Origin of the sequence: Peribacillus sp. NPDC096448, from assembly GCF_044762675.1 — a bacterium.
Taxonomy (GTDB): Bacteria; Bacillota; Bacilli; order Bacillales; family DSM-1321; genus Peribacillus; species Peribacillus frigoritolerans_B.
In genome coordinates this window covers 193,076-216,004 of sequence record NZ_JBIWEU010000003.1, presented here as the reverse complement: position 1 = coordinate 216,004, position 22,929 = coordinate 193,076, and the positions used below count along the sequence as shown (strand labels likewise).

Genomic DNA, 22,929 nt, shown 5'->3' with positions numbered 1-22,929 from the left:
TTTTTCCTTGTATTTAAGTTGGCACAATAATTGCATAATTACTTTAGTGAATGGCCTATCTGTCATTTTATAGTGTGTTTCCACGTAAAATGAAAAGGGATTTCATAATCAATAGATTTTTGAAAGCGTTCTCAATATTTGGGAATCACTTAGGGAAATCATTCAGCTTGACTTGGGGAAGGCAGGCTTGGATGGTAAAAGCGGAAAAATTAAAAATGTGGAATTTAGGAGATTAATAGTTCTATTAAGGGCTTCCGAATTATTTTGGGGCAAGGGGAGAAAAGGGGGAATTGAAATGGTGATTCAAATTTTGGCCATTGTGGTGGCGCTGGGACTTTTAATCTTTTTAGCCTACCGGGGCTATCCGGTCATTATCATAGCGCCGATTGTTACTTTATTGGCGGTCATTTTATCCGGTGGGCATTTGCTGCCGAGTTATACAGAGACATATATGACGTTTGCGGCTAACTATATAAAAGCGTTTTTTCCGATATTTTTATTAGGGGCCGTATTTGGAAAAGTCATGGAGATGAGCGGTGCAGCAGCATCCATTGCCAAGACCATCGTAAAATCATTAGGTTCAAAGCAGGCTATTCTTGCTGTAGTGCTGGCGTGCTCGGCGCTGACATACGGCGGGGTTTCATTGTTTGTAGTGGCATTCGCCGTTTATCCATTTGCAGCGGCAATTTTTAAAGAAGCAGACATTCCAAAAAGATTATTGCCAGGAACGATAGCATTGGGGGCTTTCACTTATACGATGGATGCCCTTCCTGGAACACCTCAGATTCAAAATATCATTCCAACCAATTATTTTGGAACAGATACTTATGCAGCTCCAATCATGGGGATTATTGGCGCGATCATGGTATTCACTGGAGGAATGATCTGGTTAGAGCGTCGTCGTAAACAAGCGGTGGCAAATGGTGAAGGCTACGGAGAAGGACATATTAATGAACCGGAAAGTGCAGAACAGCAAAACCTGCCTAACTTTTGGCTGTCCATCGTACCGCTCATCCTTGTCGTAGCGTTTAATTTTGCTTTCAGCCGCAGTGGCATTTCCGTTAAGCACTGGTATGATGCTTCGATGTTGAAGGAAACTTTCAACATTGCCGATGTAAGCACAGTCACTTCATCCTGGTCTTTGATTGTTGCATTGACAATCGGTATTATTGCAGCGATGCTTCTGAATGTTGGACGCATCAAGGTCAAATTGGCAAGTGGATTAACAGCTGCGGCAATGGGATCATTGCTTGCCATATTCAATACTGCATCTGAAGTCGGTTTTGGGAATGTGGTGAAAACGCTTCCTGGATTCTCGGTCATTCAAAACTGGGTGTTCAATGCAAGCGGTAATCCGCTCGTATCCGAAGCTATTGCCGTCAATGTGCTGGCAGGGATTACCGGGTCTGCATCTGGTGGACTTTCGATTGCGTTAGAGGTAATGGGAAGTCACTATTTGCAGGTGGCCCAAAGTGTCGGAATCACCCCGGAAATGCTTCATCGAATAGCATCCATGGCATCTGGCGGAATGGATACGCTGCCGCATAATGGTGCCGTCATTACCTTGCTTGCCATTACAGGACTGACACATCGTCAATCTTACAAGGATATTTTTGCGATTACGGTTTTGAAAACAGTGACCGTGTTCATCATAGCTTTTGCAACATCACTGTTTATTTAATAGAATAGTATTAAGAATGGAGATGATGGAAAATGAGTAAATTATTAACATCTTTTGATAGCGCTATTCAACAAATCGAGGATGGAGCAACCATTATCGTAGGCGGGTTCGGATTAAGCGGAATACCAGAAAAACTTATCATAGCTTTGCGTAACAAAGGTGTAAAGGATTTGACGATTGTCAGCAACAATTGTGGTGTCGATGATTGGGGTCTAGGTCTATTGCTTGAAAATAAACAAATCAAGAAAATGATCGCTTCTTATGTTGGGGAAAATAAGTTATTTGAACAGCAATTTTTAAGTGGCGAGCTTGAGGTCGAGCTAGTTCCCCAAGGAACGCTGGCCGAGCGTTTAAGAGCGGGCGGAGCGGGAATTCCTGCCTTTTATACAGCTACAGGAGTAGGAACGGAAGTCGCAAAAGGTAAAGAACATAAAGAGTTTGATGGCCGCACATACATTATGGAAAAAGGAATAGTCGGAGATTTTGCCTTTGTAAAAGCCTGGAAAGCAGATCATTTCGGTAATCTTGTATATCGGAAAACGGCAAGGAATTTTAACCCTGTCGTTGCCACAGCAGGGAAAGTCACGCTTGTCGAAGTGGAGGAGCTCGTGGGCACAGGGGAGCTCGATCCAGATGAAATTCATACTTCAGGGGTTTATGTACAGAAAGTGCTTGTAGGGAATGACTATGAAAAACGAATTGAAAGACTTACAACTGCTAACGCATAAAAAGGAGGAGTATTCGAATGACTAGACAACTAATTTTAGAACGGGCCGTTAAAGAAATCAAAGATGGTATGTGTGTGAATTTAGGGATTGGAATGCCGACCTTGATTGCCAACATGATTCCAAATGACTTTAATGTCATGCTTCAATCGGAAAATGGCTTACTGGGAATCGGGCCTTATCCCCAAAAAGATGAAGTCGATCCGGATTTGATCAATGCAGGAAAAGAAACGGTAACGGCAAAAGCGGGAGCATCATTTTTTGATAGCGCTGAATCATTCGCGATGATTCGCGGCGGCCACATCGATCTAGCCATTTTAGGCGGGATGGAGGTTTCCGAGAATGGGGACTTGGCAAACTGGATGATTCCAGGAAAGATGGTAAAAGGAATGGGGGGAGCGATGGACCTCGTCCAAGGTGCAAAACGAATTGTCGTCATCATGGACCATGTGAACAAGCATGGGGAATCCAAAGTGAAAAAAAGCTGTACATTGCCATTGACGGGAGAAAAAGTCGTCCATTGCCTGATTACCGAACTGGCTGTTTTTCAGTTTACGGAAGCTGGCATGGAATTGATTGAATTGCAAAATGGCGTAACACTTGATGAAGTGAAAAGTAAAACAGAGGCTGACTTTACAATAAGCCCATCTATTGAAATTAAAGCGTAAGTTAAGAGATTAATAAAATAATACATTATAAGACTGCTTTCATTCGCAAACGGGCGAACGGAAGCAGTCTTATTTTTTTGGAGAAATTCCCTTTCTATCATGAAGGAACAACAAGCTTTTTCACCTCAGTTATCAATACTTGGCAGACATTTAAGAAGGTATGTGTAATGATTTCCACTCCAGGCACTCGCTTTCCGCGGGCGGTCGGCCCTCGTCGCTTTGCGCCTGCGGGGTCTCCCCTTGACGCGCTTTTCCCGCAGGAGTCTCGCACCTTCCGTTCCAATCAACTGGACTTCTTTTTTTAGAAATATAGTAGGGAAACTGGCTCTTCTCTCAATTCGTCTACATTCTTGCGGTTCCATCAATTTCTCGGCAATAGGAGTTTCGGATTGCTCCCGCCCTGAACCAAGTTAAAGACCAGGCTATCCGTCATGTTGTTTTACTGTAACCCTTAATGGATGGAAGAAATATGCGACACTCCTGCCGAATAACTGGCTAGCCGAGACCCCGCAGCCGTTTACCGGCGAGGAGGCTTGGCAGTCAGTCGGCGGAAAGGGAGCGGATTTCAGAAATCAACTGGAACGTTTGTTAAGGAAAACTGTATGCTGGACTCATCCCGAACCAAGTTTAAGACCAGGTTATCCGTCATGTTGTTTTACTGTAACCCTTAATGGATGGAAGAAATATGCGACACTCCTGCCGAATAACTGGCTAGCCGAGACCCCACAGACGCTTGCGTCGAGGAGGCTTGGCAGGCAGTCGGCGGAAAGGGAGCGGATTTCAGAAATCAACTGGAACGTTTGTTAAGGAAAACTGTATGCTGGAATCATCCCGAACCAAGTTTAAGACCAGGCTATCCGTCATGTTGTTTTACTGTAACCCTTAATGGATGGAAGAAATATGCGACACTCCTGCCGAATAACTGGCTAGCTGAGACCCCACAGACGCTTGCGTCGAGGAGGCTTGGCAGTCAGTCGGCGGAAAGGGAGCGGATTTCAGAAATCAACTGGAGCGTTTGTTAAGGAAAACTGTATGCTGGACTCATCCCGAACCAAGTTTAAGACCAGGTTATCCGTCATGTTGTTTTATTGTAACCCTTAATGGATGGAAGAAATATGCGACACTCCTGCCGAATAACTGGCTAGCCGAGACCCCACAGCCGTTTACCGGCGAGGAGGCTTGGCAGACAGTCGGCGGAAAGGGAGCGGATTTCTGAAATCAACTGGAACGTTTGTTAAATAAATAACATTTTCCTTCTATTCTCCAATAAATGAGAACAAACTTTTACAACTCTGCTACTTTTCCGTTAAAAAGGCTTATATAAAGTTTGATGGGAACTAAAAGGAGGGATTACAGTGAAAGTAGCATTACGAACATTATTGGAGAGATCAGTGAAAAAGATGGGCAAAGGGATGAATCCTGTTGTGAAGGCATCAGCATTGGAAATGGTGGAACGTGCTTATAATGAAGGGATCACTGTACAGATAAGTGCAGGTTATCGCTCTATGGAAGAACAAGCCAACCTTTATGGTCAAGGACGAGTTTACAGCTACAATGGAATAAACTATAGTAATCTAGCTAAACCTATCGTGACGAACGCTAAGCCAGGGCAATCCTATCATAATTATGGACTGGCTATTGATTTCTTCATTGTGAGTGATGATGGCAGGAGAGCGATATGGAAAGTTGATTCAAAGTGGCAGCGCGTGTCTGCCATAGGTAAGGCTTTAGGATTTAAATGGGGCGGGGATTGGAGTTCATTCAAGGATTATCCCCACCTGGAGATGACAGGCGGGCTATCTTATAAACAGTTACAATCAGGAAAAAAACCTCAACTCACCCCCAAATTGGAAAAAATGGCAATCCCGAATACCGGCAAAGGAGATAATCATATAATTTCGATTCAAAAAACATTAAATGGCCGATATGAAACGAATATCGAGGATGATGGGTTTTATGGTCCCGACACTCGAACGGCCCTTATAATAGGTTTACAAACGGAATTGAATAAGCAATTCAATAAAAAGCTTGTTGTCGATGGAAAATGGGGGCCTAAAACGAAGAATGCAACCGTCATAATAAAAAAAGGAGCTAGCTGCAATATCACATGGATCCTGCAAGCAGCGCTATATCTGAAAGGATTTAACCCCGGTCTCCTTGACGGAGTATTCGGGGAAAAAACCGAGGCGGCATTATTCAAATACCAAAAAGCAAACAAGATTCCCGCTGATAAGCTTGCAGGCAAAGTAACATGGAATGAATTGTTTGCTTGAAAGAAAATCCATACCGTAAAGCTGTGCAAGAGCCACCAACTACCTTTTCATCATTACTTATACTTCCCCTTAAATAGTAATGATCGATTGCAAGGTTCTTAATATTCCTTTAGAGTACGTACCTGTCGCTATCTTAGTATGAGCCTCCTTGGCTTCTTGAGTTGCATTCCCTACCAGGTAACCATGTTTGACACTTTTTAACATGAGCAGATCATTGCCGCTATCCCCGAATGCAAAGGCATGCTCCCGACTCAGCCCGAATTTGTCTAGCATAAAACGTACAATCTCATTTTTTCCAGTACCTAATGGGATAAAGTCTATATCATAACTATCTTCAGGATCGCCGGCAAGTGGATTGCAACGATTGATATTCACCCCTATCCCGTACTCTTTGGCCACCCTTTGGATGGTGGCTAAGTTCTTCTTGTCGACGGATTCATGTTGTATTTGATAATAATAATTTCTTTTGTAGCGTGAACTTCCCAGTTGAGTCTGGGGAATCAATGGGATATTGCCGTTATGCAGAACATTATAAATTTCATCGACTTTCCTTTTATTAAATTCTTCGATATTAATCTGTGAATGCCAATCGGGGTCCTTTTCCAAAAAATTATTTTCTGAGAAATAGGTGATTTCGGTACCTAGGTCGCTGGCAATAAAATGCGGGAAAAACCTGAACCCACCACGTTCCATTTTATGTAATATTGATTCGATACTACTCCCAGTGACCCAGCCAAAGACAAGTTCTTCATCAATGCTTTTTGCCTCTAAATAATTTTCAAGTTCATATAAATCTTTCTGCCTCTCGAGACTCATGGAGTGAGGATAATAGGTTTCATCAAAATCACAGAATACAATGTATTTTGGGTCTTCAACATTTGGCAGTAACTTAAACCCGCCCTTTTTATTCAATAACATAACAATCCCTCCATTAGCTTCCATAACTTTTTAAAAATACAACTCAGAAAAATTTTGTTAATATATTAGGAACGGATTTATAATAACTTCTGAAATCGATAACATGTCAACCACTTATTACAAGGATGGGATTAAATGACGAAAATTAGCGAGATAGCCAAGATGTGTAATGTCTCTAAAACAACGGTATCTAGAGTCTTAAATAATCATCCATATGTATCTAAAGAAAAACGGGAACAAATCTTAAAGGTCATTGAAGAGCTTGATTATGCACCAAGTTCACTTGCCCGGAATTTCAGGGCAAATAAAACCAAAACCATTGCAATATCAGTCCCAAGATTCGATCATCCATTCTTTGCCCAATTGGTTAAAGGAGTATCTCTAGCAGCATTGGAAAATGATTATAAAGTTCTTATTTTTCAAACCTTTTATGATTCGAAAAATGAATTAGATGTTATGGGAAAATTAAAGAATAGAGAAGTAGATGGGGTTATTTTAGGAGCATTAGAAAATGAATGGAATGTAATAAAGCCTTATTTGACATACGGCCCAATTTTACTGTGTAATGAATACCATCATTCCGCCTCCATACCAATTATTGGTTATGATGAATTCGAAGCGACATACAAAGCCGTTAATCATTTAATAAAAAAAGGCCATAGGAAGATAGGTTTTTGCTACGACACTACTTATAGTCAGGCCCAAGGTCAAAGAAAAGAGGGGTTTTTAAAAGCTTTAGCGGATAATAATTTACTACATAATGAAGACTGGATATTTGGGCATGGATTTAATATTGAAGATGGATTCCGTATTTGTGATGAAATAATAAAATTAAAAGAAAAACCTACTGCCTTATTTACTGGAAATGATCAGGTAGCAGCAGGAATTATTAAAAAGGCAACTATGTTGGGCTATAAAATACCGGAATGCCTAGCTATAGTTGGTTATGATAATCAATCTATTTGCCAAGTCACGACCCCCACCATAACCACAATCGATATACCGATTATGGAACTAGGACAACGCACTGTAATAGAGTTGATAAAATATTTAAATGATGATTTGAAAGTAAAGCGCGACGTCATTAAATTGCCTACCAAACTTAAAATCAGAGAATCAACCTAACCTTCATAAAGATATAATAACTTCTCGGTTTCAGTTATATGAATATTGACGGATGGGACGTCCTACCCCGGGAATAATCCGACCAACCCCCAGAATAATTCGACTTTCCCGGGAAATAATTCACCTAAACCCAACATAATTCGACCCGAGAATAATCCTTCCGCTATCCATCTAAAGAATTCATTCAAGTTCCAGGCACCAATCATTGCATTGCATAAAGCTCCCTAGCGGGTATTCGAATTCACATTCGGAGATGAGATTGAAGCCGAGCTTGCGGCAAATTGCGTTTGATGCAGGATTACTGATCGAAGGGAATGCGTGAATGTTTTTGTATTTTCGTTCGGCTTTGATTTTCTCTATCAGTGCCATCACGGCATGAGATGCGATTCCTTTTCCTTGAAAGGAAGGGAGGACGCTCCAACCGATTTCGTACACAAATTCATCGTTCCATACTTTTTGCCAGTAGCCAACGGAACCGGCTGCCTTTGCCTCTGGAAACGGGTTGATGCTAAACATGCATCCTTTATCTCCAATCTGCAGATACCGCTGATGACGTTTCAGGATTTGTTCATTACTTTCTGGTCCGCCTAGATGCTCCATCATTTCTGGGGCATTTAGTTGAAATAGTAATTCAAGGTCTTTATCTTCCCACGGTTTAATTTCTAATCTAGTTCCCGAAATCTGACTCACCCCTAAATTTTATTTTTCTTATATAATCTTCTTGGCTAAATGCTAGATTCCTTTATTTGACCTCATTATCCTATTGCCTTTGTGTTGAAGTTTGATTTTAATAAGAATAAAGAGATGAATGTTTCCCATTAAATGCTATAATTTACAGGTGATTCTATCAAATGACAGAGAACGGAGATGAAGAAATGAAATCTTCAGTAAATCAGTTTTCCACTCAATTTGAATGGATATTGAATGTGATCAATGTGGGTGTCCATATTGTGAATAAAGATGGGGATACGGTTTTTTACAATGAAATGATGGCGCATATCGACGGGCTGGATCGGGAGCAGGTGCTGGGGGAGAATATTTTTCAGCTTTATCCTTCATTGACTGATGAATCCAGTACGTTGCATGTGGCATTGGAAAAAGGCAATGAAACGATTGAGTCCATTCAAACATATGTCAATTTAAAGGAGAAAAAAATAACGTCGATCAATAGTACGTATCCTTTGTATGAGGATGGTGAAATTATTGGGGCAGTGGAAATCGCAAAGGATATTACGAAGGTCATGAATATGTATGACCAAATTGTCGATTTGCGTTCCCAGCTGGCCGAGACCCATAAGAAAAATAAGTTCTCTGAAGGCACGGCGACCTATCATTTTAGTGATTTGATCGGCAATAGCCCCGCTTTTCAGCAAGCGATTTCATTGGCGAAAAAAGCGGCCCGTACACATTCCCCAGTCATGATTTATGGACCAACAGGGACAGGGAAAGAGCTGGTCGCGCAAAGTATACATAATGTAAGTGCTCAGCGAAATCAGCCATTCATCGCGCAAAACTGTGCGGCCGTTCCAAAGGAATTGATGGAGGGGCTGCTGTTCGGCACGACGAAAGGGGCTTTTACCGGAGCTATGGATCGCATGGGCATTTTTGAGCAGGCAAATGGCGGTACCCTTTTCCTTGATGAGCTGAATAGCCTTGACCTCGGTCTGCAGGCAAAATTGCTGCGGGTGCTTCAGGAAGGTGAGGTGCGCCGTGTTGGAGGTTCGAAGGAGCAAAAGATTAATGTGAAGATCATTGCTGCGATGAACATTTCTCCAGAAGAGGCGTTGGAGCGGGGAATCATTCGTTCGGATTTATTTTTTCGCCTCAATGTCGTGACGATCCAAATGCCTTCTCTTTCTGAGCGTAAAACGGATATTCCGGAAATCGTCAATCACTTTATTCAAAAATTCAACAAATCATTTTTTACGGAAGTGCGCGGAATCAGTCAAAAGGCGATGCAGCGGCTTCTTCAATATCCATGGCCCGGGAACATTCGTGAACTGGGACATGCCATCGAGTTAACCTTCAATGTCATGGACGCTGGGGAGGATATGATTGATGAACATCATCTTCCTGCTTATCTTTTCCCTTCAGGAAATTACGCTGCAGCTAATGCACAGAGCCAGCCTTCCCCATTGAAAAACAAGATTGATTTACCTGTCGTTCTTGAAGAAATGGAAAAGGAAATGATCATCAATATGTTCGAGAAGTATAACGGGAATATCAGCAAAACAGCAGAAGCCCTCAATATTAAAAGACAGGGACTGCAATATAAGTTAAACAAGTACGGCATTGAAAAAGTTTATACGGCAGGATCGAAGGGATCCAAGTGATTTCGGTTTTTTTTGGAAACGCTGTCACTTTCTTGATCATGATGTAACTTGAAGAGGGCTCTTTTGTATAGAGAGCCTTTTTTTTATTGCTTGGCGCAAAGAATCTGGCTGCAAAAAATTATGCATAATGAAAAATATCTTGCGGTTTTAAGCTCGATTTACCCCGTTTTGCTTATATTTCCCTTGGTATTAATGTTGGCATCATTCTTGCGAGAGTATATTGATAAGTTCTTATAATAAGGGGGCATTATAAATGAATTTAATGGGAATTGATGTAAAACATAAAGAATACCTAGGTGGACGCAGGCATTATAATGATATCGAATTGTGGAAGGATGTAACGGAAGAGCAGTGGAATGATTGGATCTGGCAATTGACCAATACGATTAAAACACTGGATGATCTGAAAAAGGTCGTCAACCTGACACCGGACGAAGAGGAAGGAGTCCGGATTTCGACTCAAACGATTCCGTTGAACATTACGCCTTATTATGCTTCTTTGATGAATCCCGATGATCCTCGCTGTCCGATTCGTTTACAGTCTGTACCGCTTTCGGCAGAAATGAACAAGACTAGATATGATTTGGAGGATCCGCTGCATGAGGATGAGGATTCCCCTGTTCCAGGATTGACGCATCGTTATCCGGACCGTGTTCTATTCCTTGTAACGAACCAATGCTCCATGTACTGCAGATATTGTACGCGACGCCGTTTTTCAGGTCAGGTTGGCATGGGTGTTCCCAAGAAGCAGCTTGACGGGGCGATTGAATATATCCGGAACACTCCGGAAGTGAGGGACGTCCTGATCTCTGGCGGTGACGGCCTGTTGATCAATGATAAGATCCTTGAATACGTATTGAGTAATTTACGCGCCATCCCGCATGTGGAAATCATCAGGATCGGCACACGTGCACCGGTCGTTTTCCCGCAGAGGATTACGGAAAATTTATGTAATATTCTGAAAAAATACCATCCGGTTTGGTTGAATACGCATTTCAATCATTCACTTGAATTGACGGATGAAGCGAAAAAGGCATGTGATATGCTCTCGATGGCAGGAGTGCCGCTTGGTAATCAGGCAGTCATCCTGGCTGGTATCAACGATAGTGTCCATATCATGAAAAAGCTTATGCATGACTGTGTAAAAGCAAGGGTAAGACCTTATTACATTTATCAATGTGATCTATCTGAAGGCATTGGCCATTTCCGGGCGCCGGTTTCAAAAGGACTGGAAATCATTGAAGCGCTGCGCGGCCATACATCAGGATATGCAGTGCCAACCTTTGTGGTGGATGCTCCTGGCGGTGGCGGAAAGATTGCCTTGACCCCGAATTACCTTCTTTCGCAAAGTCCGGATAAAGTCGTTTTACGGAACTTTGAAGGAGTAATCACAAGCTATCCGGAGCCGAAGAATTATGTTGCCGGCAGTGCGGATGCTTACTTTGATGAAGTGTATGGTACTGCGGATAGGAAAGAAGCCGTCGGGATTTCCGCGCTCATGACTGACGAGAAATTCAACTTGGTTCCAGAGGGCCTTCGTCGTCTTGATAAGAGAAAAGCGTATGAAAGCACTGAGGAACATGCTTCCTTGAAGGATCGCCGTGATAAACGGGATGAAATGAAGGAAAAATTAAGGTTAGCCCAAGAAAAAAAGAATGCCTTGGCCGCTAGTGGCTCGGTGAAATCTGATGGTAAGGAGGAGTGAAGATGGACTGCTTGTGGTGCAATGCCCCAAATGTAGAAGAAAGTGTAAAGAAGGATTGTTACTGGATCATGCCTGACGGGAAACGCTCAATAAAAGTCCTTCAAGTTCCAGCCATAAACTGTCCTGAATGTGGAATCTATGTATCTGATTCGATGAATCAAAAGGTGGATGAAGCCTTATCCATATATGATGTTAGTGAATATCCTGATGAATTCACGTATGATCAGCTTCTTCAGGCACCTGTCAAAAAATTATTCAATTGGAAATAGAATGCCGGGAGAAGCGGATGATATGCATCTCTTCTCCCGAATTCTTTAAATAAGGGGGATACATGATGCCTGTTCAAAAGCTGCCTTTTTTCACCCAAATGGAGACCGGGGATTGTTATACGATGGAACTCTATCATGATCATGCCAATCAGCGCTTACGCATGGATGATTATCGGGGAAATCTCAAAAAAGCGATCGATCGGGCCCTTGCCATCGCAAAGGAGCAGGGCTTTACAAAAGTGATACTAAAAGCCAGGAATGAAGATTTATCAGCGGCGTTAAGTCAAGGATTCATGCTGGAAGGAATATTGAGCAAGTATTTCAAAGGGAATGACGCCTATTGCATGGCCTTCTATTTAACGGATGAAAGGCGGACAAGCGACTTTTGGGTCAAGGAAGATAAAGTCATCCAAGATGTAAGCAGGGTTTCTAGACCGATTGAATCCCAGCAAATACCTGAAGGTTATATCCTCCGGTCTGCTTCGGAGAAAGATGCACAAGAGCTGGCGAAGTTATATGGTGCCATTTTTGAAACCTATCCTACACCGATGAATGATGAGCGATATATCAAGAAAGTGATGGAGGAAGGTACGATCTTTAGTGTTATCGAATATGAAGGAACCATCGTGAGTGCTGCATCCGCTGAAGTGAATGAGATGTATCACAATGCTGAAATAACGGACTGTGCAACAATTCCCCAGCATCGAAAGCATGGTTTCATGAAGGTGCTCATCTCCGCATTGGAACAAGAATTGTTCAGGAAAAATATTTATTGCTCTTATTCATTGGCCCGTTCATTGTCAATGGGCATGAACGCCGTCTTTCATCAGCTGGGATATGAATATGGGGGCAGATTAACGAAGAATTGCAATATTTGGGATAAGTATGAGGACATGAATATTTGGGGTAAAGATTTATCCCTCAAGTAGGAGGATTTTTCTATGGCTAAATACACATGGGTTGATAAAGAAACCTGCATTGCGTGCGGGGCGTGCGGTTCAACAGGTCCTGAGATTTATGACTATGACGATCAAGGGATCGCTTTCGTCATCCTGGACGATAATCAGGGGATTGCCGAAGTTCCTGAAATCCTGCATGATGACATGCAAGATGCCATGGAAGGCTGCCCTACGGAATCCATCCTGATTCAGGATGAGCCTTTTAGTCTTTTAAAAACGTAATAGATTAATAGATAATGTGTACGAACGTTAAAAAGGAGAGATGAAATGGAACGAAATCATTTGATTAAGCCTACTTTAGATCAGGACTATCCCACTATCTCTCATGGGAATGGAATTTATCTTTATGATACAGATGGAAAACAGTATATAGACGGCTCATCAGGTGCAGTCACGGCAAGTATTGGACATGGTGTATTGGATATTGTCGAGGCGATGACGGAGCAGGCCCGCAAGGTTTCTTTTGCATATAGGTCTCATTTTACGAGCGGAGCCGCAGAGGCATTGGCCAAAAAGCTAAGTGAGCTGGCTCCAGGGGATTTGAATTGGTCATTTTTTGTGAACAGTGGATCGGAAGCGACCGAAACGGCAATGAAGATCGCGATTCAACATTGGCAAGAAAAAGGGTTCGAGCGAAAAAATCGCATAATCTCCAGGTGGACGAGTTATCACGGGATCACGATGGGCGCTTTATCGATGTCAGGCCATGTACCAAGAAGAAAACGTTTTGTGCCGCTATTGGAGGATTTTCCTAGCATATCTGCTCCTTACTGCTATCGCTGTCCTCATAATAATGAAACATCAGGATGCAAGCTTAAGTGTGCAGATGAACTGGAGACAGCCATTCAAAGGGTCGGCTCCGAGAATATCGCAGCCTTCATCGCAGAACCGATAATCGGGGCATCGGCTGGTGCTGTAACACCGCCGGATGGCTACTATCAAAGGATTAAGGAAATCTGCGAAACCTATGACATTCTTTTTATCGCCGATGAGGTAATGACGGGAATCGGCCGGACAGGAAAAATGTTCGCAATGGAACACTGGGGAGTCACCCCGGATATCATTGCATTGGGTAAAGGAATGAGCGCGGGGTATACTCCAATCGCAGCCACGATGATTACTGACCGTGTCATGGAGCCCATATTAAAAGGCTCAAAATCAATCATGGCCGGACACACATATAGTGCAAACCCTCTATCGGCAGCCGTTTCATTGGAAGTGCTTTCCTACATTGAGCGCAATGACCTGGTTCGGGCAGCGGAAGAGAAAGGTCAATATCTGTTTAAGAAACTGCAAGGGTTGGCTAAAGAATTCGACATCATCGGTGATGTGAGGGGGAAAGGGCTTCTCCTTGGACTCGAGTTTGTCTCAGATCGGGTATCAAAAACGCCTTTCGACTTGCAAATCGGCCTGACTCCAAGGCTTGTCAACAAGGCTTTTGCGAAGGGGTTGATAATCTATCCTGCTGCAGGTGCGATTGAAGGAATCGCTGGTGATGCGGTTATCATATCTCCGCCATTAATCATTACGAATGAAGAAATCGATCGCCTCGTCAAGATACTGGAAGCTTCCCTCGAAGAGTTACAGCAAGAATTGCACGCGGAAGGCTTGATTGAAGACATGCAGGCTATTTAGGAGGAACGGTATGAAGCAGGTCATTACGAAGAAAAACAAAATTGTGACCATGGAAGAAGCGCTGGAGCATATTTCCGATGGATGCACACTCATGTATGGCGGATTTGGCGGAGTGGGGACTCCTCCGACGCTTGTACAGGGCATCCTTGCCAAGGGCGTTAAGGAATTGACCTTGATTGGCAATGATACTGGATTTCCTGATATCGGCATTGGCCGGCTTGTGACTGCTGAAAGGGCAAAGAAAGTGATTGCCTCGCATATCGGATCCAATCCTAATGCCGGCAAGCTCATGACTGAAGGAAAGCTCCAAGTCGAATTTTCACCGCAGGGGACATTAGCCGAACGGATTCGTGCCGGCGGTGTAGGCTTAGGCGGGATTTTTGTCGATGTCGGGATTGGTACGATATCCGAAGAAGGCAAGGACAAGATTGTGATAGAAGGAAAAGAATATTTGGTGGAAACCGCTTTGACGGCTGAAGTAAGCATCGTCCATGCCAAAAAGGCCGATTCACTTGGGAATTTAGTGTACGACAAGACTGCATGTAATTTCAATCCGCTGGTAGCGATGGCAGGTGCCTTCACGATTGCGGAAGTGGAGGAAATCGTTCCTGCAGGCGAATTGGATCCGGAATGTATTGCCACACCAGGCATTTATGTAGATATGGTAATTCCGACAAAAGGGGTGAATTGGAAATGGGCATGGCAGTAGATGTACGAAATCGCATCGCGAAACGCGCCGCCAAGGAAATCCATGACGGATTGATCGTCAATTTAGGCATCGGCATCCCTACCTTGGTGGCGGATCATATTCCTCAAGATATACATGTGCTGTTCCATGCGGAAAATGGAGTTCTCGGTACGGGTCCAAGTCCTGAACCCGGAAAAGAAGATCCTGCCCTCTGTAATGCGGGAGGTTTCCCGATCACCACTGTAATGGGAGCTTCTTACTTTGACAGTGCAACGGCATTTGGGATGATCAGGAAAGGATACATCGACATCACCATCCTTGGGGCCCTGGAAGTCAGTGAAAAAGGGGATTTGGCGAATTGGATCGTCCCAGGAAAGCGGGTGCCGGGTATGGGCGGTGCAATGGAGCTTGCCCAGAAAGCCAAAAAGGTGATTGTCCTGATGAATCACGTGAATAAGCAGGGTGAATCTAAGATCTTGAAGACATGTACGCTTCCATTGACGGCAAGAAAGAGTGTGGATTTAATCATTACGGATATGGCTGTCATGGAAGTAACAGAAGAGGGATTGGTGCTTAAGGAAGTCATGGCGCCATATACCGTGGATGATGTGATAAGGAATACAGAGGCATCATTGAAAATCCATGCTGCCGTCAGCACCATTGAATAGGCAAGAGGAGGAAAAAAGCTTGAATGAGGTTGTCATCGTTGCTGGGGCGCGAACTGCAGTTGGATCCTTTGGAAAATCACTCAGGAATGTTAAAGCTACCGAATTGGGCCGTCAAGTATTGGAAGGTTTAATGGAGAATTCCGGTTTGGGTAAAGAAAAAGTCAATGAAGTGATTTTCGGACACGGCTATGTCCACGGAGGCGGACTTAACTCGGCACGAATTTCGTCGCAGCTGGCATGTTTCCCACACAGTGTCCCAGGACACGTTGTAATCAAAGCATGTGGATCAGGTTTAAAGGCCATTACCAACGCCGCTTTAACTATCGCTGCTGGTCAAGAAGACGTCATTATTGCCGGCGGAGTGGAGAGCATGAGCAATGTGCCTTATATCGTGAAAAATAGATGGGGCAATAAATTTGGAAACTTAACGATGGAGGATGCTCTGCTGGCAGATGGATTAATATGTTCCTTGGAAAATGATCATATGGGAGTCACTGCCGAGCGCTTGGCTGAAAAATATGGTATCCGTCGTGAAGAACAGGATAAATTTGCTTATCAAAGCCACAAGAAGGCTTGGAAAGCTATAGAAGAGGGTCGCTTTAATAGAGAAATTATTTCGCTTAAAATCAAGGATCGAAAAGGACTTCAAATCTTCAACCATGACGAAGGGGTACGCGAGGACATTCGTCTAGATCAACTAGCCAGTCTTCAGGCAGTATTCAAAAATGAAGGAACCATTACGGCAGGAAATGCCTGTCCTATGAATGATGGGGCTGCAGCTGTACTTTTAATGTCCAAGCAGCAAGCAGAAGAAAAGGGATTAAAACCGCTCTTGAAAATAAAGGCTTTTGCCAGTGCAGGAGTTGAACCTGGAGTTATGGGGATTGGACCAGTACCCGCTACTCGAAAGGCATTGGAAAAAGCAGGTCTATCGTTAGGGGATATCGGACTGATTGAACTTAATGAAGCCTTTGCTGCCCAAGCACTTGCAGTGATCAAGGAGTTAGATTTGAATCCGGATATTGTCAATGTCAATGGGGGGGCAATTGCACTTGGTCACCCTGTAGGAGCAACAGGTGCAAAATTGACAGTCACACTGATGCATGAAATGTTGCGTTCACAAGTTAAGTACGGAATGGTAACGTTGTGTATGGCAGGCGGAATGGGACTTTCAGTAATCTATGAGAATATGTGTAATTAAGGAGGATAAATGTGCCGGATATACAAAAACGGATAAACCAATGGATCAAGGATCATCGGGAAGAAGGAACGAACCTATTGCAAAAAATGGTACAAGCCCCGAGTACACAAGGAAATGAAGCAGGAGCACAGGCCATCGTCGCCCAAAAGCTGCAGGAAATGGGTTTGCAGATCGATAGTTGGGAACCTGACGGCGGCGAGCTGAAAAAGCACTCTTATTTCTATTCTCCGCGCAGTGAATTCTCCAACAGCCCCAATGTGGTGGGTATCATGAAAGGGACTGGAGGCGGACGTTCCATCATCTTGAACGGACACATCGATGTGGTACCGGACGGAGACCGAGATCAGTGGGATGACGACCCATATAGCGGAGCGATTAAGAATGGAAGGATGTTTGGACGCGGCGTAACCGATATGAAGGGTGGAAATGTTTCGCTGATCCTTGCGATGCAGGCATTGAAGGAAAATGGCATCCAATTAAAAGGAGATGTCATTTTTCAAAGTGTGATTGAAGAAGAAAGCGGCGGGGCCGGAACATTAGCGGCTGTCCTGAGGGGATATAAAGCCGATGCCGCCCTGATCCCTGAACCGACGAAAATGAGGATCTTCCCGAAACAGCAGGGTTCGATGTGGTTCCGAATCCATGTTAAAGGACGGTCAGCCCATGGCGGAACAAGGTATGAAGGCGTTAGTGCGATTGAAAAAACCATGACCGTCATCAATCATATTCGTGCCTTGGAAGAAAAGCGAAATGCACGTATCAGTGATCCGCTTTATCAGAACACGCCTATTCCGATTCCAATCAATCTAGGCGTCATTGAAGGCGGTAATTGGCCGTCATCCGTTCCCGACCTTGTGAAAGTCGAAGGAAGGATGGGCGTTGCGCCGGAGGAAACGATGGAACAGGCGAAGGACGAAATGGCTTCCTGGTTATTGCAGCTTGAGGAAGCGGACCAATGGTTCAAGGAAAACCCGCCCGTATTGGAATGGTTCGGGGCCCGCTGGGTTCCAGGAGCAATTGATGTAGAGCATGAACTGATGAATGCGCTTGTTCATCAATATCGGCAAGTTGCCGGACAGGACCCGGTCATTGAAGCCTCCCCTTGGGGAACGGACGGGGGATTGCTGACACATGTCGGTGAAACGCCAGCAATCGTTTTCGGGCCGGGAGTAACCGAGGTTGCCCACTATCCAAATGAATACATCCTGCTCGACAACGTGTTCTCGACAGCCGAGATCATTGCCCTTACTTTAATTCAATGGTGTGGAATGGAGACTGAGCAGGATGGGATCACCCAATCCGGGAATAGGGAAACGATACCAGGGAATGGCAATTAAACTGGATAGGCATCCCAGCAAGTGAAGCGATCTATTAAGTCATTCATAAAGCGGTTGTTAAAAAACTCTTTTATTCTTGAACTTTTAACTTTAAAAGAAAATGAGGTAGGAACCTTATGGACATGAATCTCATTGATAATCAAGAACCGACAGTTAAAAGGAATCCCATTGATAATCAAGAACCGACAGTTAAAAGGCAACTGAAAGCAAGGCATATGACCATGATAGCCATCGGCGGTTCAATAGGAACCGGATTATTCCTGGCGAGCGGGGCAACCATCCAGAGTGCAGGGCCCGGTGGTGCCCTCGCTGCCTATGCCTGCATTGGAATCATGGTTTATTTCCTGATGACGAGCTTAGGGGAAATGGCAACATATATGCCTGTATCGGGATCCTTTTCCACCTATGCCACACGCTTTGTTGATCCCGCATTCGGCTTTGCACTTGGCTGGAATTATTGGTTTAACTGGGCAGTCACCCTTGCCGTGGAAATAGCTGCAGCAGCCATCATCATGAAATTCTGGCTCCCTGATGTACCCAGCCTTATATGGAGTGCCATATTTCTTGGAATCGTCTTCACCCTCAACGCCCTATCCATTAAAAGCTATGGTGAATCTGAATATTGGTTTGCACTAATAAAAGTCATTGCCATCATTTGCTTCATCGTTATTGGTTTATTGACCATATTGGGGATTTTTGGCGGAAAGGTGATCGGATTTGAAAACTTCACCATGGATGAGGCACCATTCAAGGGAGGATTTTTATCGATCATCTCAATCTTTCTAATCGCAGGATTTTCTTTTCAAGGCACGGAACTGGTTGGTATTGCTGCCGGGGAAAGTGAAGAACCCGAAAAAAATGTTCCCAATGCAATCCGCCAAGTATTTTGGCGCATCCTATTATTTTACATCGGGGCGATCCTGATACTCGGCCTCTTAATACCGTATACGAGTCCAAGCTTGTTGAACGGAGATGTCGAAAATATTTCTGTAAGCCCTTTCACCCTTGTCTTTGAACGGGCAGGACTGGCATTCGCGGCATCCGTCATGAATGCGGTCGTGTTAACTTCCTTACTATCCGCCGGGAACTCCGGGCTATATGCATCAACACGGATGTTATGGTCGATGGCAAAAGATCGTCAAGCTCCAAAATTCCTGGCCAAAGTCAACCGCAGGGGGATCCCGATGAATGCCTTGATCATGACATCCTTAATTGGGGGACTCGCCTTCTTGACCTCCATTTTCGGGGACCATGTATTCACTTGGCTATTGAATGCATCCGGGCTGACTGGCTTCATCGCCTGGATTGGAATCGCCATAAGCCATTATCGCTTTAGACGTGCCTATGTTGCACAAGGTGGTGACGTAAACGAATTGAAATATAAAGCAAAATGGTTTCCATTCGGTCCGATTCTTTCATTCAGCCTGTGCATGCTCGTCATAGCAGGACAGAATTATGAAGCATTCCTAAGCGGCAGCATCGACTGGTATAGCGTCGCTGTCTCTTACATCGGATTACCGGTATTCCTGGTGATCTGGTTAGGATACAAGATTTATCACAAGACCAAATTAATAGCATTAAAAGATTGTCAATTCGATAAATCAGATGTGGCCTGATATCAATGGAAAAAACCTGAGCTCCCCTTTGGGACTCAGGTTTTTTTATGAAGATTTGTATCGTAATCCAGTTATATCTCCGAAAATCCAGTTATATCTCCGAAAATAGGAATATATCTCCGAAAATCCAGTTATATCTCAGAAAATAGGAATATATCTCCGAAAATCCAGTTATATCTCCGAAAATCCAGTTATATCTCCGAAAATAGGAATATATCTTCGAAAATCCAATTATATCGACGAAAGCGGCAATTATCTCATTAAAGTTCGCATTGTTTCTTCCATTCCTTCTTTGTATGGAGTTTTAGGTATGGGGCCGATGCGTTTTTCATATTTTTCTCCATCCAGGATGAATCCTTCTTTGGTTAAATACATGATTTCCACTACTTCTTTCATGAAAGGGTTGAACAAGCCAAGTACCTGAATGATGTTTTTTGTAAGGGGAAGGACCATCTTTTTCTGTCCTGTTACCTGACGGGCAATTTGGATGATTTCGTTTCCGGAAATCAGACCAGCCCCAGGAATGTTCCAATTTTCTCCATAGGAGTCGTCTTTTTCTGCTATTTCCACGATCATTTTTGCTGCATCCGGTAAGTAGACATATTCTCTTGGTGTTTTTAAGTCCCCGATAAAGACGGACGTTTTATTGGCAGCTAGGCCATTCAAGGTAGGCTGAAGGTAGGAGTTCTGTGAGGTAGCGCCATAATAGTCGGGCAGCCTGACAATCAATGCTCTGGCATTTTTCCATTTTTGGCTGAATATGAGCTTCTCGAATTCCAACCTGATTTGCCCTTTTTTTGTATGCGGCTGTTTTGGATGGTTTTCATCTCCTTTCGCAATTTGGTGCCCATAGATATATATCCCATCTACAATGACAACCTTCTTACCTAAAATATCGGTTGCCTTCATGACACTTTCCCCAAGTGAAAGAAGTTTTGAAGCCATCTCCTGATAGGGAACGTTGGCACATTGAAAAATGACTTCCGCATCTTCTGCAGCCTCTACAATTGTTTTATAATCAAAGATGTCACCCATTCTGTATGATAATTGTTGCGAATGATCATGCTCTTTCATTAATTGCTCCAGCTTACTTCTTGAACGACCGAAAGCGATGACTTCTGTGCCCCTTGATAACAGTTCTGAAACAATGACTTGACCTGATCCGCCGGTTGCTCCCAACACAATAGCTTTCTTCATATCTTACATCCCCTTTTAATTTATTGATTAATCACTAAATGAATATTCAAAATAAGGAACCGATGAAAATCGGTTCTTACTTGCCCCCGCCATCCATAAGCTCGGGCATCTTGATGAAGTGGGAAATATTGCAGAGTATCCCCCTCGCCAGGAAGGTGGTCACTTGATCTTCGGCATTCGGAATTCCGGCAGATTGAAATTTTTCAAGTGTGTGATTCCTAATGCTTGCTAACCCTGATCGAGTAGAATTTCTTATTGCGTCTTCCGTCACTGAAAGTCCTATGACCTGCAGGGCAATTTCATTGGGATTGGACTCAGTCAATTCTTCATATACCTTGATCATTTTGTTAACAAGGTCTTCGGGTCCTGATTCAATTTCAAAAGCTTGAAGGATCCTTTCGTATGCCCGGTCCAGAGCCGCTACGAATAACTCCTCTTTAGTTTTAAAGAATTTAAACACATAAGGCTGCGAAATGCCGGCTTTTTCTGCAATTAAGGCAGTCGTTGTATTGTAGTAGCCTTTATCTGCAAAAACCTCCAAACCAGCTTCCAGAATGTCATCTTTTCGATTCTCTTTTTTGGGTCTGGCCATTGGTATCCTCCATATTTTAATTAATTAGTGATTAATCAATTACTAATTAATGACATAATATCGCAGTATGGTAATTTTTGCAATAAGGTATTTAAATCATTTTTTTGCAACTGAATAATTGGGGAGGATCTGCAATACTATTATTCTATGTACGATAATACTGTGGATGAAAGGAAACTGATGATGAAAGAGGCGTTTCGCGGTTCTGGAATTGGAGTCATTTTCGTGGCGGTCTTCGGTACACTGTGGGCGGGTACCGGTGTAATGGGATTGCAGGGGTGGGGGTTTCCCTACGTGGAACTCGCAGCCATATTCGTAGGAATCATCATGGTTATCGGTGGCCTCTCATTAATACATGCATCACAAAAAATGTCCAATCAAGTTTCAGAAAATGGGGCTAGGCGTCTGAAGCGTACCGGATTTTTGTTTAATATGGTCTTCATTGCCGAAGGTTTGCTGATTGGGATTGCCATTGCCATCTGTAACTTGATCAATCAGACAAATCTTATACCGGGAGTCATCGCCATTATTGTAGGGATTCATTTTTTACCTTTGGCGTCACTTTTCCAAATCAAGGTTTACTATGCAACAGGAGTGCTTCTCTGTTTATTGGCGCTTATCACATGGCTGATTGTGCCAGACACGGTCATGTTTGGGGAGCATCGAATCCTTGCACCGTTATCATTGCTCGGCTTTGGATGCGCGCTAATACTTTGGACCACTGGACTTACGCTATGGCTTGGAATAAAGAATTCAAGTCGAACGATAGCCTATGAAGATTGAATCAATCAAAAAACCCGTCATGGCGAACGGGTTTTTCATTTTGGCTAATTTTTCATCCAGGTCAAGAGCCTGACAATTTGAAATGGTTCATTCCAAACGAGAATGAAACTTAAAAGAAAAAATGCAGCCAAAGCCAAAAATTTCGACATTCCTTTTTCATTTTTATACATGGCCCCAAAACTGCATAACATACCAATAAGCAACGCACCGAATCCTGAAATCATAAGCAGCTCGGAGGCTTTTGGTGAAGCAAGGGAACAGCAAAATGATAGAGTACCAATCACTGCAAATACGGCTGACCAATGACTTAAACTTTTCATAGAAACTCCTTTTTTACTAATTATACCAATTTAGTGTTTGTGATGATATGAAAAAATTGAGGTTGTCACTTATGGGAATATATTGTAATATATATAACAATATAAAATTTTAGAAGCATTGATAAGGACATGAATCATTTTTACGGTCTGCAGAGAGGGAAGGGCAGCTGCGAACTTCCTGGCTTAGGAAACTGATTTACCGCCTTTGAGCTATATCGGTGAACAAAAAGTAACTG

General features: G+C 43.4%; 24 protein-coding genes. 18 read left to right on the top strand and 6 right to left on the bottom strand.

Features of this window, described 5'->3' with window-relative positions:
• The first annotated feature begins 295 nt into the window (after window positions 1-295).
• The 3 genes from ACIQ0C_RS07215 to ACIQ0C_RS07205 are packed head-to-tail and all read left to right on the top strand — an operon-like array spanning window position 296 to window position 3,074.
• A complete protein-coding gene (locus ACIQ0C_RS07215) occupies window positions 296-1,681 on the top strand; it encodes a GntP family permease (RefSeq protein ID WP_403058572.1) in 1,386 nt (461 codons plus the stop codon).
• Window positions 1,682-1,713: 32 nt separating this feature from the next.
• The gene (locus ACIQ0C_RS07210; protein ID WP_034309718.1) at window positions 1,714-2,409 is read left to right on the top strand and encodes a CoA transferase subunit A; all 696 of its coding nucleotides are present in this window, start codon (window positions 1,714-1,716) and stop codon (window positions 2,407-2,409) included.
• A 17-nt stretch (window positions 2,410-2,426) separates the two neighbouring features.
• Complete coding sequence (locus ACIQ0C_RS07205) at window positions 2,427-3,074, top strand: 3-oxoacid CoA-transferase subunit B (RefSeq protein ID WP_402838111.1); 648 nt, start codon at window positions 2,427-2,429, stop codon at window positions 3,072-3,074.
• Between the two features lie 97 nt (window positions 3,075-3,171).
• Here ACIQ0C_RS07205 and ACIQ0C_RS07200 read toward each other — a convergent pair whose 3' ends face one another.
• Complete coding sequence (locus tag ACIQ0C_RS07200) at window positions 3,172-3,357, bottom strand: hypothetical protein (protein WP_403058569.1); 186 nt, start codon at window positions 3,355-3,357, stop codon at window positions 3,172-3,174.
• A 732-nt stretch (window positions 3,358-4,089) separates the two neighbouring features.
• Here ACIQ0C_RS07200 and ACIQ0C_RS07195 point away from each other — a divergent pair.
• Window positions 4,090-4,290, top strand: coding sequence for a hypothetical protein (locus ACIQ0C_RS07195; protein WP_403058566.1), 201 nt, complete (start codon window positions 4,090-4,092; stop codon window positions 4,288-4,290).
• Between the two features lie 139 nt (window positions 4,291-4,429).
• Complete coding sequence (locus ACIQ0C_RS07190; protein ID WP_403058563.1) at window positions 4,430-5,347, top strand: peptidoglycan-binding protein; 918 nt, start codon at window positions 4,430-4,432, stop codon at window positions 5,345-5,347.
• Window positions 5,348-5,416: 69 nt separating this feature from the next.
• Here the strand turns inward: ACIQ0C_RS07190 and ACIQ0C_RS07185 are convergent, their stop codons facing one another.
• Window positions 5,417-6,265, bottom strand: a complete 849-nt coding sequence (locus tag ACIQ0C_RS07185) for an HAD-IIB family hydrolase (RefSeq protein ID WP_403058560.1) — start codon at window positions 6,263-6,265, stop codon at window positions 5,417-5,419.
• A 135-nt stretch (window positions 6,266-6,400) separates the two neighbouring features.
• Here ACIQ0C_RS07185 and ACIQ0C_RS07180 point away from each other — a divergent pair, with 135 nt between their 5' ends.
• Window positions 6,401-7,390: a LacI family DNA-binding transcriptional regulator gene (locus tag ACIQ0C_RS07180; protein ID WP_403058557.1), complete on the top strand. Its 990-nt coding sequence runs from the start codon at window positions 6,401-6,403 to the stop codon at window positions 7,388-7,390.
• Window positions 7,391-7,570: 180 nt separating this feature from the next.
• On the opposite strand, the gene ACIQ0C_RS07175 is transcribed toward ACIQ0C_RS07180, so the two are convergent.
• Window positions 7,571-8,080, bottom strand: coding sequence for a GNAT family N-acetyltransferase (locus tag ACIQ0C_RS07175; RefSeq protein ID WP_403058554.1), 510 nt, complete (start codon window positions 8,078-8,080; stop codon window positions 7,571-7,573).
• Window positions 8,081-8,241: 161 nt separating this feature from the next.
• On the opposite strand from ACIQ0C_RS07175, the gene ACIQ0C_RS07170 reads away from it, so the two are divergent.
• From ACIQ0C_RS07170 to ACIQ0C_RS07120, 11 genes are all read left to right on the top strand, one after another.
• On the top strand, window positions 8,242-9,723 hold the full coding sequence (locus ACIQ0C_RS07170) for a sigma-54 interaction domain-containing protein (protein ID WP_402838102.1): 1,482 nt from the start codon (window positions 8,242-8,244) through the stop codon (window positions 9,721-9,723).
• 262 nt (window positions 9,724-9,985) lie between these two features.
• Window positions 9,986-11,428, top strand: coding sequence for a lysine 2,3-aminomutase (kamA, locus tag ACIQ0C_RS07165; RefSeq protein ID WP_402838480.1), 1,443 nt, complete (start codon window positions 9,986-9,988; stop codon window positions 11,426-11,428).
• Window positions 11,429-11,430: 2 nt separating this feature from the next.
• Window positions 11,431-11,697 carry a YokU family protein gene (locus ACIQ0C_RS07160; protein ID WP_403058551.1) on the top strand — a complete coding sequence of 89 codons (267 nt, stop codon included), beginning with the start codon at window positions 11,431-11,433 and terminating at the stop codon, window positions 11,695-11,697.
• A gap of 62 nt (window positions 11,698-11,759) precedes the next feature.
• Window positions 11,760-12,626 (top strand): putative beta-lysine N-acetyltransferase, encoded by an 867-nt coding sequence (ablB, locus tag ACIQ0C_RS07155; protein ID WP_403058548.1) that lies wholly within the window; start codon window positions 11,760-11,762, stop codon window positions 12,624-12,626.
• A gap of 12 nt (window positions 12,627-12,638) precedes the next feature.
• Entirely contained in the window at window positions 12,639-12,878 is a 240-nt protein-coding gene (locus ACIQ0C_RS07150; RefSeq protein ID WP_286128837.1) for a ferredoxin, read from the top strand.
• Window positions 12,879-12,923: 45 nt separating this feature from the next.
• Window positions 12,924-14,291 carry an aspartate aminotransferase family protein gene (locus tag ACIQ0C_RS07145; protein ID WP_403058545.1) on the top strand — a complete coding sequence of 456 codons (1,368 nt, stop codon included), beginning with the start codon at window positions 12,924-12,926 and terminating at the stop codon, window positions 14,289-14,291.
• Between the two features lie 10 nt (window positions 14,292-14,301).
• A complete protein-coding gene (locus ACIQ0C_RS07140; RefSeq protein WP_403058543.1) occupies window positions 14,302-15,000 on the top strand; it encodes a CoA transferase subunit A in 699 nt (232 codons plus the stop codon).
• Window positions 14,985-15,647, top strand: coding sequence for a 3-oxoacid CoA-transferase subunit B (locus tag ACIQ0C_RS07135; RefSeq protein ID WP_403058540.1), 663 nt, complete (start codon window positions 14,985-14,987; stop codon window positions 15,645-15,647). Before ACIQ0C_RS07140 ends, ACIQ0C_RS07135 begins: the two co-directional genes overlap by 16 nt.
• A 19-nt stretch (window positions 15,648-15,666) precedes the next feature.
• A complete protein-coding gene (locus ACIQ0C_RS07130; RefSeq protein WP_403058537.1) occupies window positions 15,667-16,848 on the top strand; it encodes a thiolase family protein in 1,182 nt (393 codons plus the stop codon).
• Between the two features lie 11 nt (window positions 16,849-16,859).
• Entirely contained in the window at window positions 16,860-18,185 is a 1,326-nt protein-coding gene (locus ACIQ0C_RS07125; protein ID WP_403058534.1) for a peptidase, read from the top strand.
• 116 nt (window positions 18,186-18,301) lie between these two features.
• Window positions 18,302-19,801: an amino acid permease gene (locus tag ACIQ0C_RS07120; protein ID WP_403058531.1), complete on the top strand. Its 1,500-nt coding sequence runs from the start codon at window positions 18,302-18,304 to the stop codon at window positions 19,799-19,801.
• A 252-nt stretch (window positions 19,802-20,053) separates the two neighbouring features.
• On the opposite strand, the gene ACIQ0C_RS07115 is transcribed toward ACIQ0C_RS07120, so the two are convergent.
• Window positions 20,054-20,998, bottom strand: a complete 945-nt coding sequence (locus tag ACIQ0C_RS07115) for an SDR family oxidoreductase (protein ID WP_403058528.1) — start codon at window positions 20,996-20,998, stop codon at window positions 20,054-20,056.
• Window positions 20,999-21,074: 76 nt separating this feature from the next.
• Window positions 21,075-21,590 (bottom strand): TetR/AcrR family transcriptional regulator, encoded by a 516-nt coding sequence (locus ACIQ0C_RS07110; RefSeq protein WP_402838085.1) that lies wholly within the window; start codon window positions 21,588-21,590, stop codon window positions 21,075-21,077.
• A gap of 180 nt (window positions 21,591-21,770) precedes the next feature.
• Between ACIQ0C_RS07110 and ACIQ0C_RS07105 the strand changes: the two genes are divergently transcribed.
• Complete coding sequence (locus ACIQ0C_RS07105) at window positions 21,771-22,373, top strand: DUF7010 family protein (protein WP_403058525.1); 603 nt, start codon at window positions 21,771-21,773, stop codon at window positions 22,371-22,373.
• Between the two features lie 44 nt (window positions 22,374-22,417).
• On the opposite strand, the gene ACIQ0C_RS07100 is transcribed toward ACIQ0C_RS07105, so the two are convergent.
• Window positions 22,418-22,693 (bottom strand): hypothetical protein, encoded by a 276-nt coding sequence (locus ACIQ0C_RS07100; RefSeq protein ID WP_403058522.1) that lies wholly within the window; start codon window positions 22,691-22,693, stop codon window positions 22,418-22,420.
• Window positions 22,694-22,929 lie beyond the last annotated feature (236 nt).

What these genes read in the sequence shown, in the direction of transcription:
- ACIQ0C_RS07215 (WP_403058572.1), top strand. Translation starts at nt 296, where the DNA reads ATGGTGATTCAAATTTTGGCCATTGTGGTGGCGCTGGGACTTTTAATC.
- ACIQ0C_RS07210 (WP_034309718.1), top strand. Translation starts at nt 1,714, where the DNA reads ATGAGTAAATTATTAACATCTTTTGATAGCGCTATTCAACAAATCGAG.
- ACIQ0C_RS07205 (WP_402838111.1), top strand. Translation starts at nt 2,427, where the DNA reads ATGACTAGACAACTAATTTTAGAACGGGCCGTTAAAGAAATCAAAGAT.
- ACIQ0C_RS07185 (WP_403058560.1), bottom strand. Translation starts at nt 6,265, where the DNA reads ATGTTATTGAATAAAAAGGGCGGGTTTAAGTTACTGCCAAATGTTGAA.
- ACIQ0C_RS07180 (WP_403058557.1), top strand. Translation starts at nt 6,401, where the DNA reads ATGACGAAAATTAGCGAGATAGCCAAGATGTGTAATGTCTCTAAAACA.
- ACIQ0C_RS07170 (WP_402838102.1), top strand. Translation starts at nt 8,242, where the DNA reads ATGACAGAGAACGGAGATGAAGAAATGAAATCTTCAGTAAATCAGTTT.
- kamA (WP_402838480.1), top strand. Translation starts at nt 9,986, where the DNA reads ATGGGAATTGATGTAAAACATAAAGAATACCTAGGTGGACGCAGGCAT.
- ACIQ0C_RS07160 (WP_403058551.1), top strand. Translation starts at nt 11,431, where the DNA reads ATGGACTGCTTGTGGTGCAATGCCCCAAATGTAGAAGAAAGTGTAAAG.
- ablB (WP_403058548.1), top strand. Translation starts at nt 11,760, where the DNA reads ATGATGCCTGTTCAAAAGCTGCCTTTTTTCACCCAAATGGAGACCGGG.
- ACIQ0C_RS07150 (WP_286128837.1), top strand. Translation starts at nt 12,639, where the DNA reads ATGGCTAAATACACATGGGTTGATAAAGAAACCTGCATTGCGTGCGGG.
- ACIQ0C_RS07145 (WP_403058545.1), top strand. Translation starts at nt 12,924, where the DNA reads ATGGAACGAAATCATTTGATTAAGCCTACTTTAGATCAGGACTATCCC.
- ACIQ0C_RS07140 (WP_403058543.1), top strand. Translation starts at nt 14,302, where the DNA reads ATGAAGCAGGTCATTACGAAGAAAAACAAAATTGTGACCATGGAAGAA.
- ACIQ0C_RS07135 (WP_403058540.1), top strand. Translation starts at nt 14,985, where the DNA reads ATGGGCATGGCAGTAGATGTACGAAATCGCATCGCGAAACGCGCCGCC.
- ACIQ0C_RS07120 (WP_403058531.1), top strand. Translation starts at nt 18,302, where the DNA reads ATGGACATGAATCTCATTGATAATCAAGAACCGACAGTTAAAAGGAAT.
- ACIQ0C_RS07115 (WP_403058528.1), bottom strand. Translation starts at nt 20,998, where the DNA reads ATGAAGAAAGCTATTGTGTTGGGAGCAACCGGCGGATCAGGTCAAGTC.
- ACIQ0C_RS07110 (WP_402838085.1), bottom strand. Translation starts at nt 21,590, where the DNA reads ATGGCCAGACCCAAAAAAGAGAATCGAAAAGATGACATTCTGGAAGCT.
- ACIQ0C_RS07105 (WP_403058525.1), top strand. Translation starts at nt 21,771, where the DNA reads ATGATGAAAGAGGCGTTTCGCGGTTCTGGAATTGGAGTCATTTTCGTG.
- ACIQ0C_RS07100 (WP_403058522.1), bottom strand. Translation starts at nt 22,693, where the DNA reads ATGAAAAGTTTAAGTCATTGGTCAGCCGTATTTGCAGTGATTGGTACT.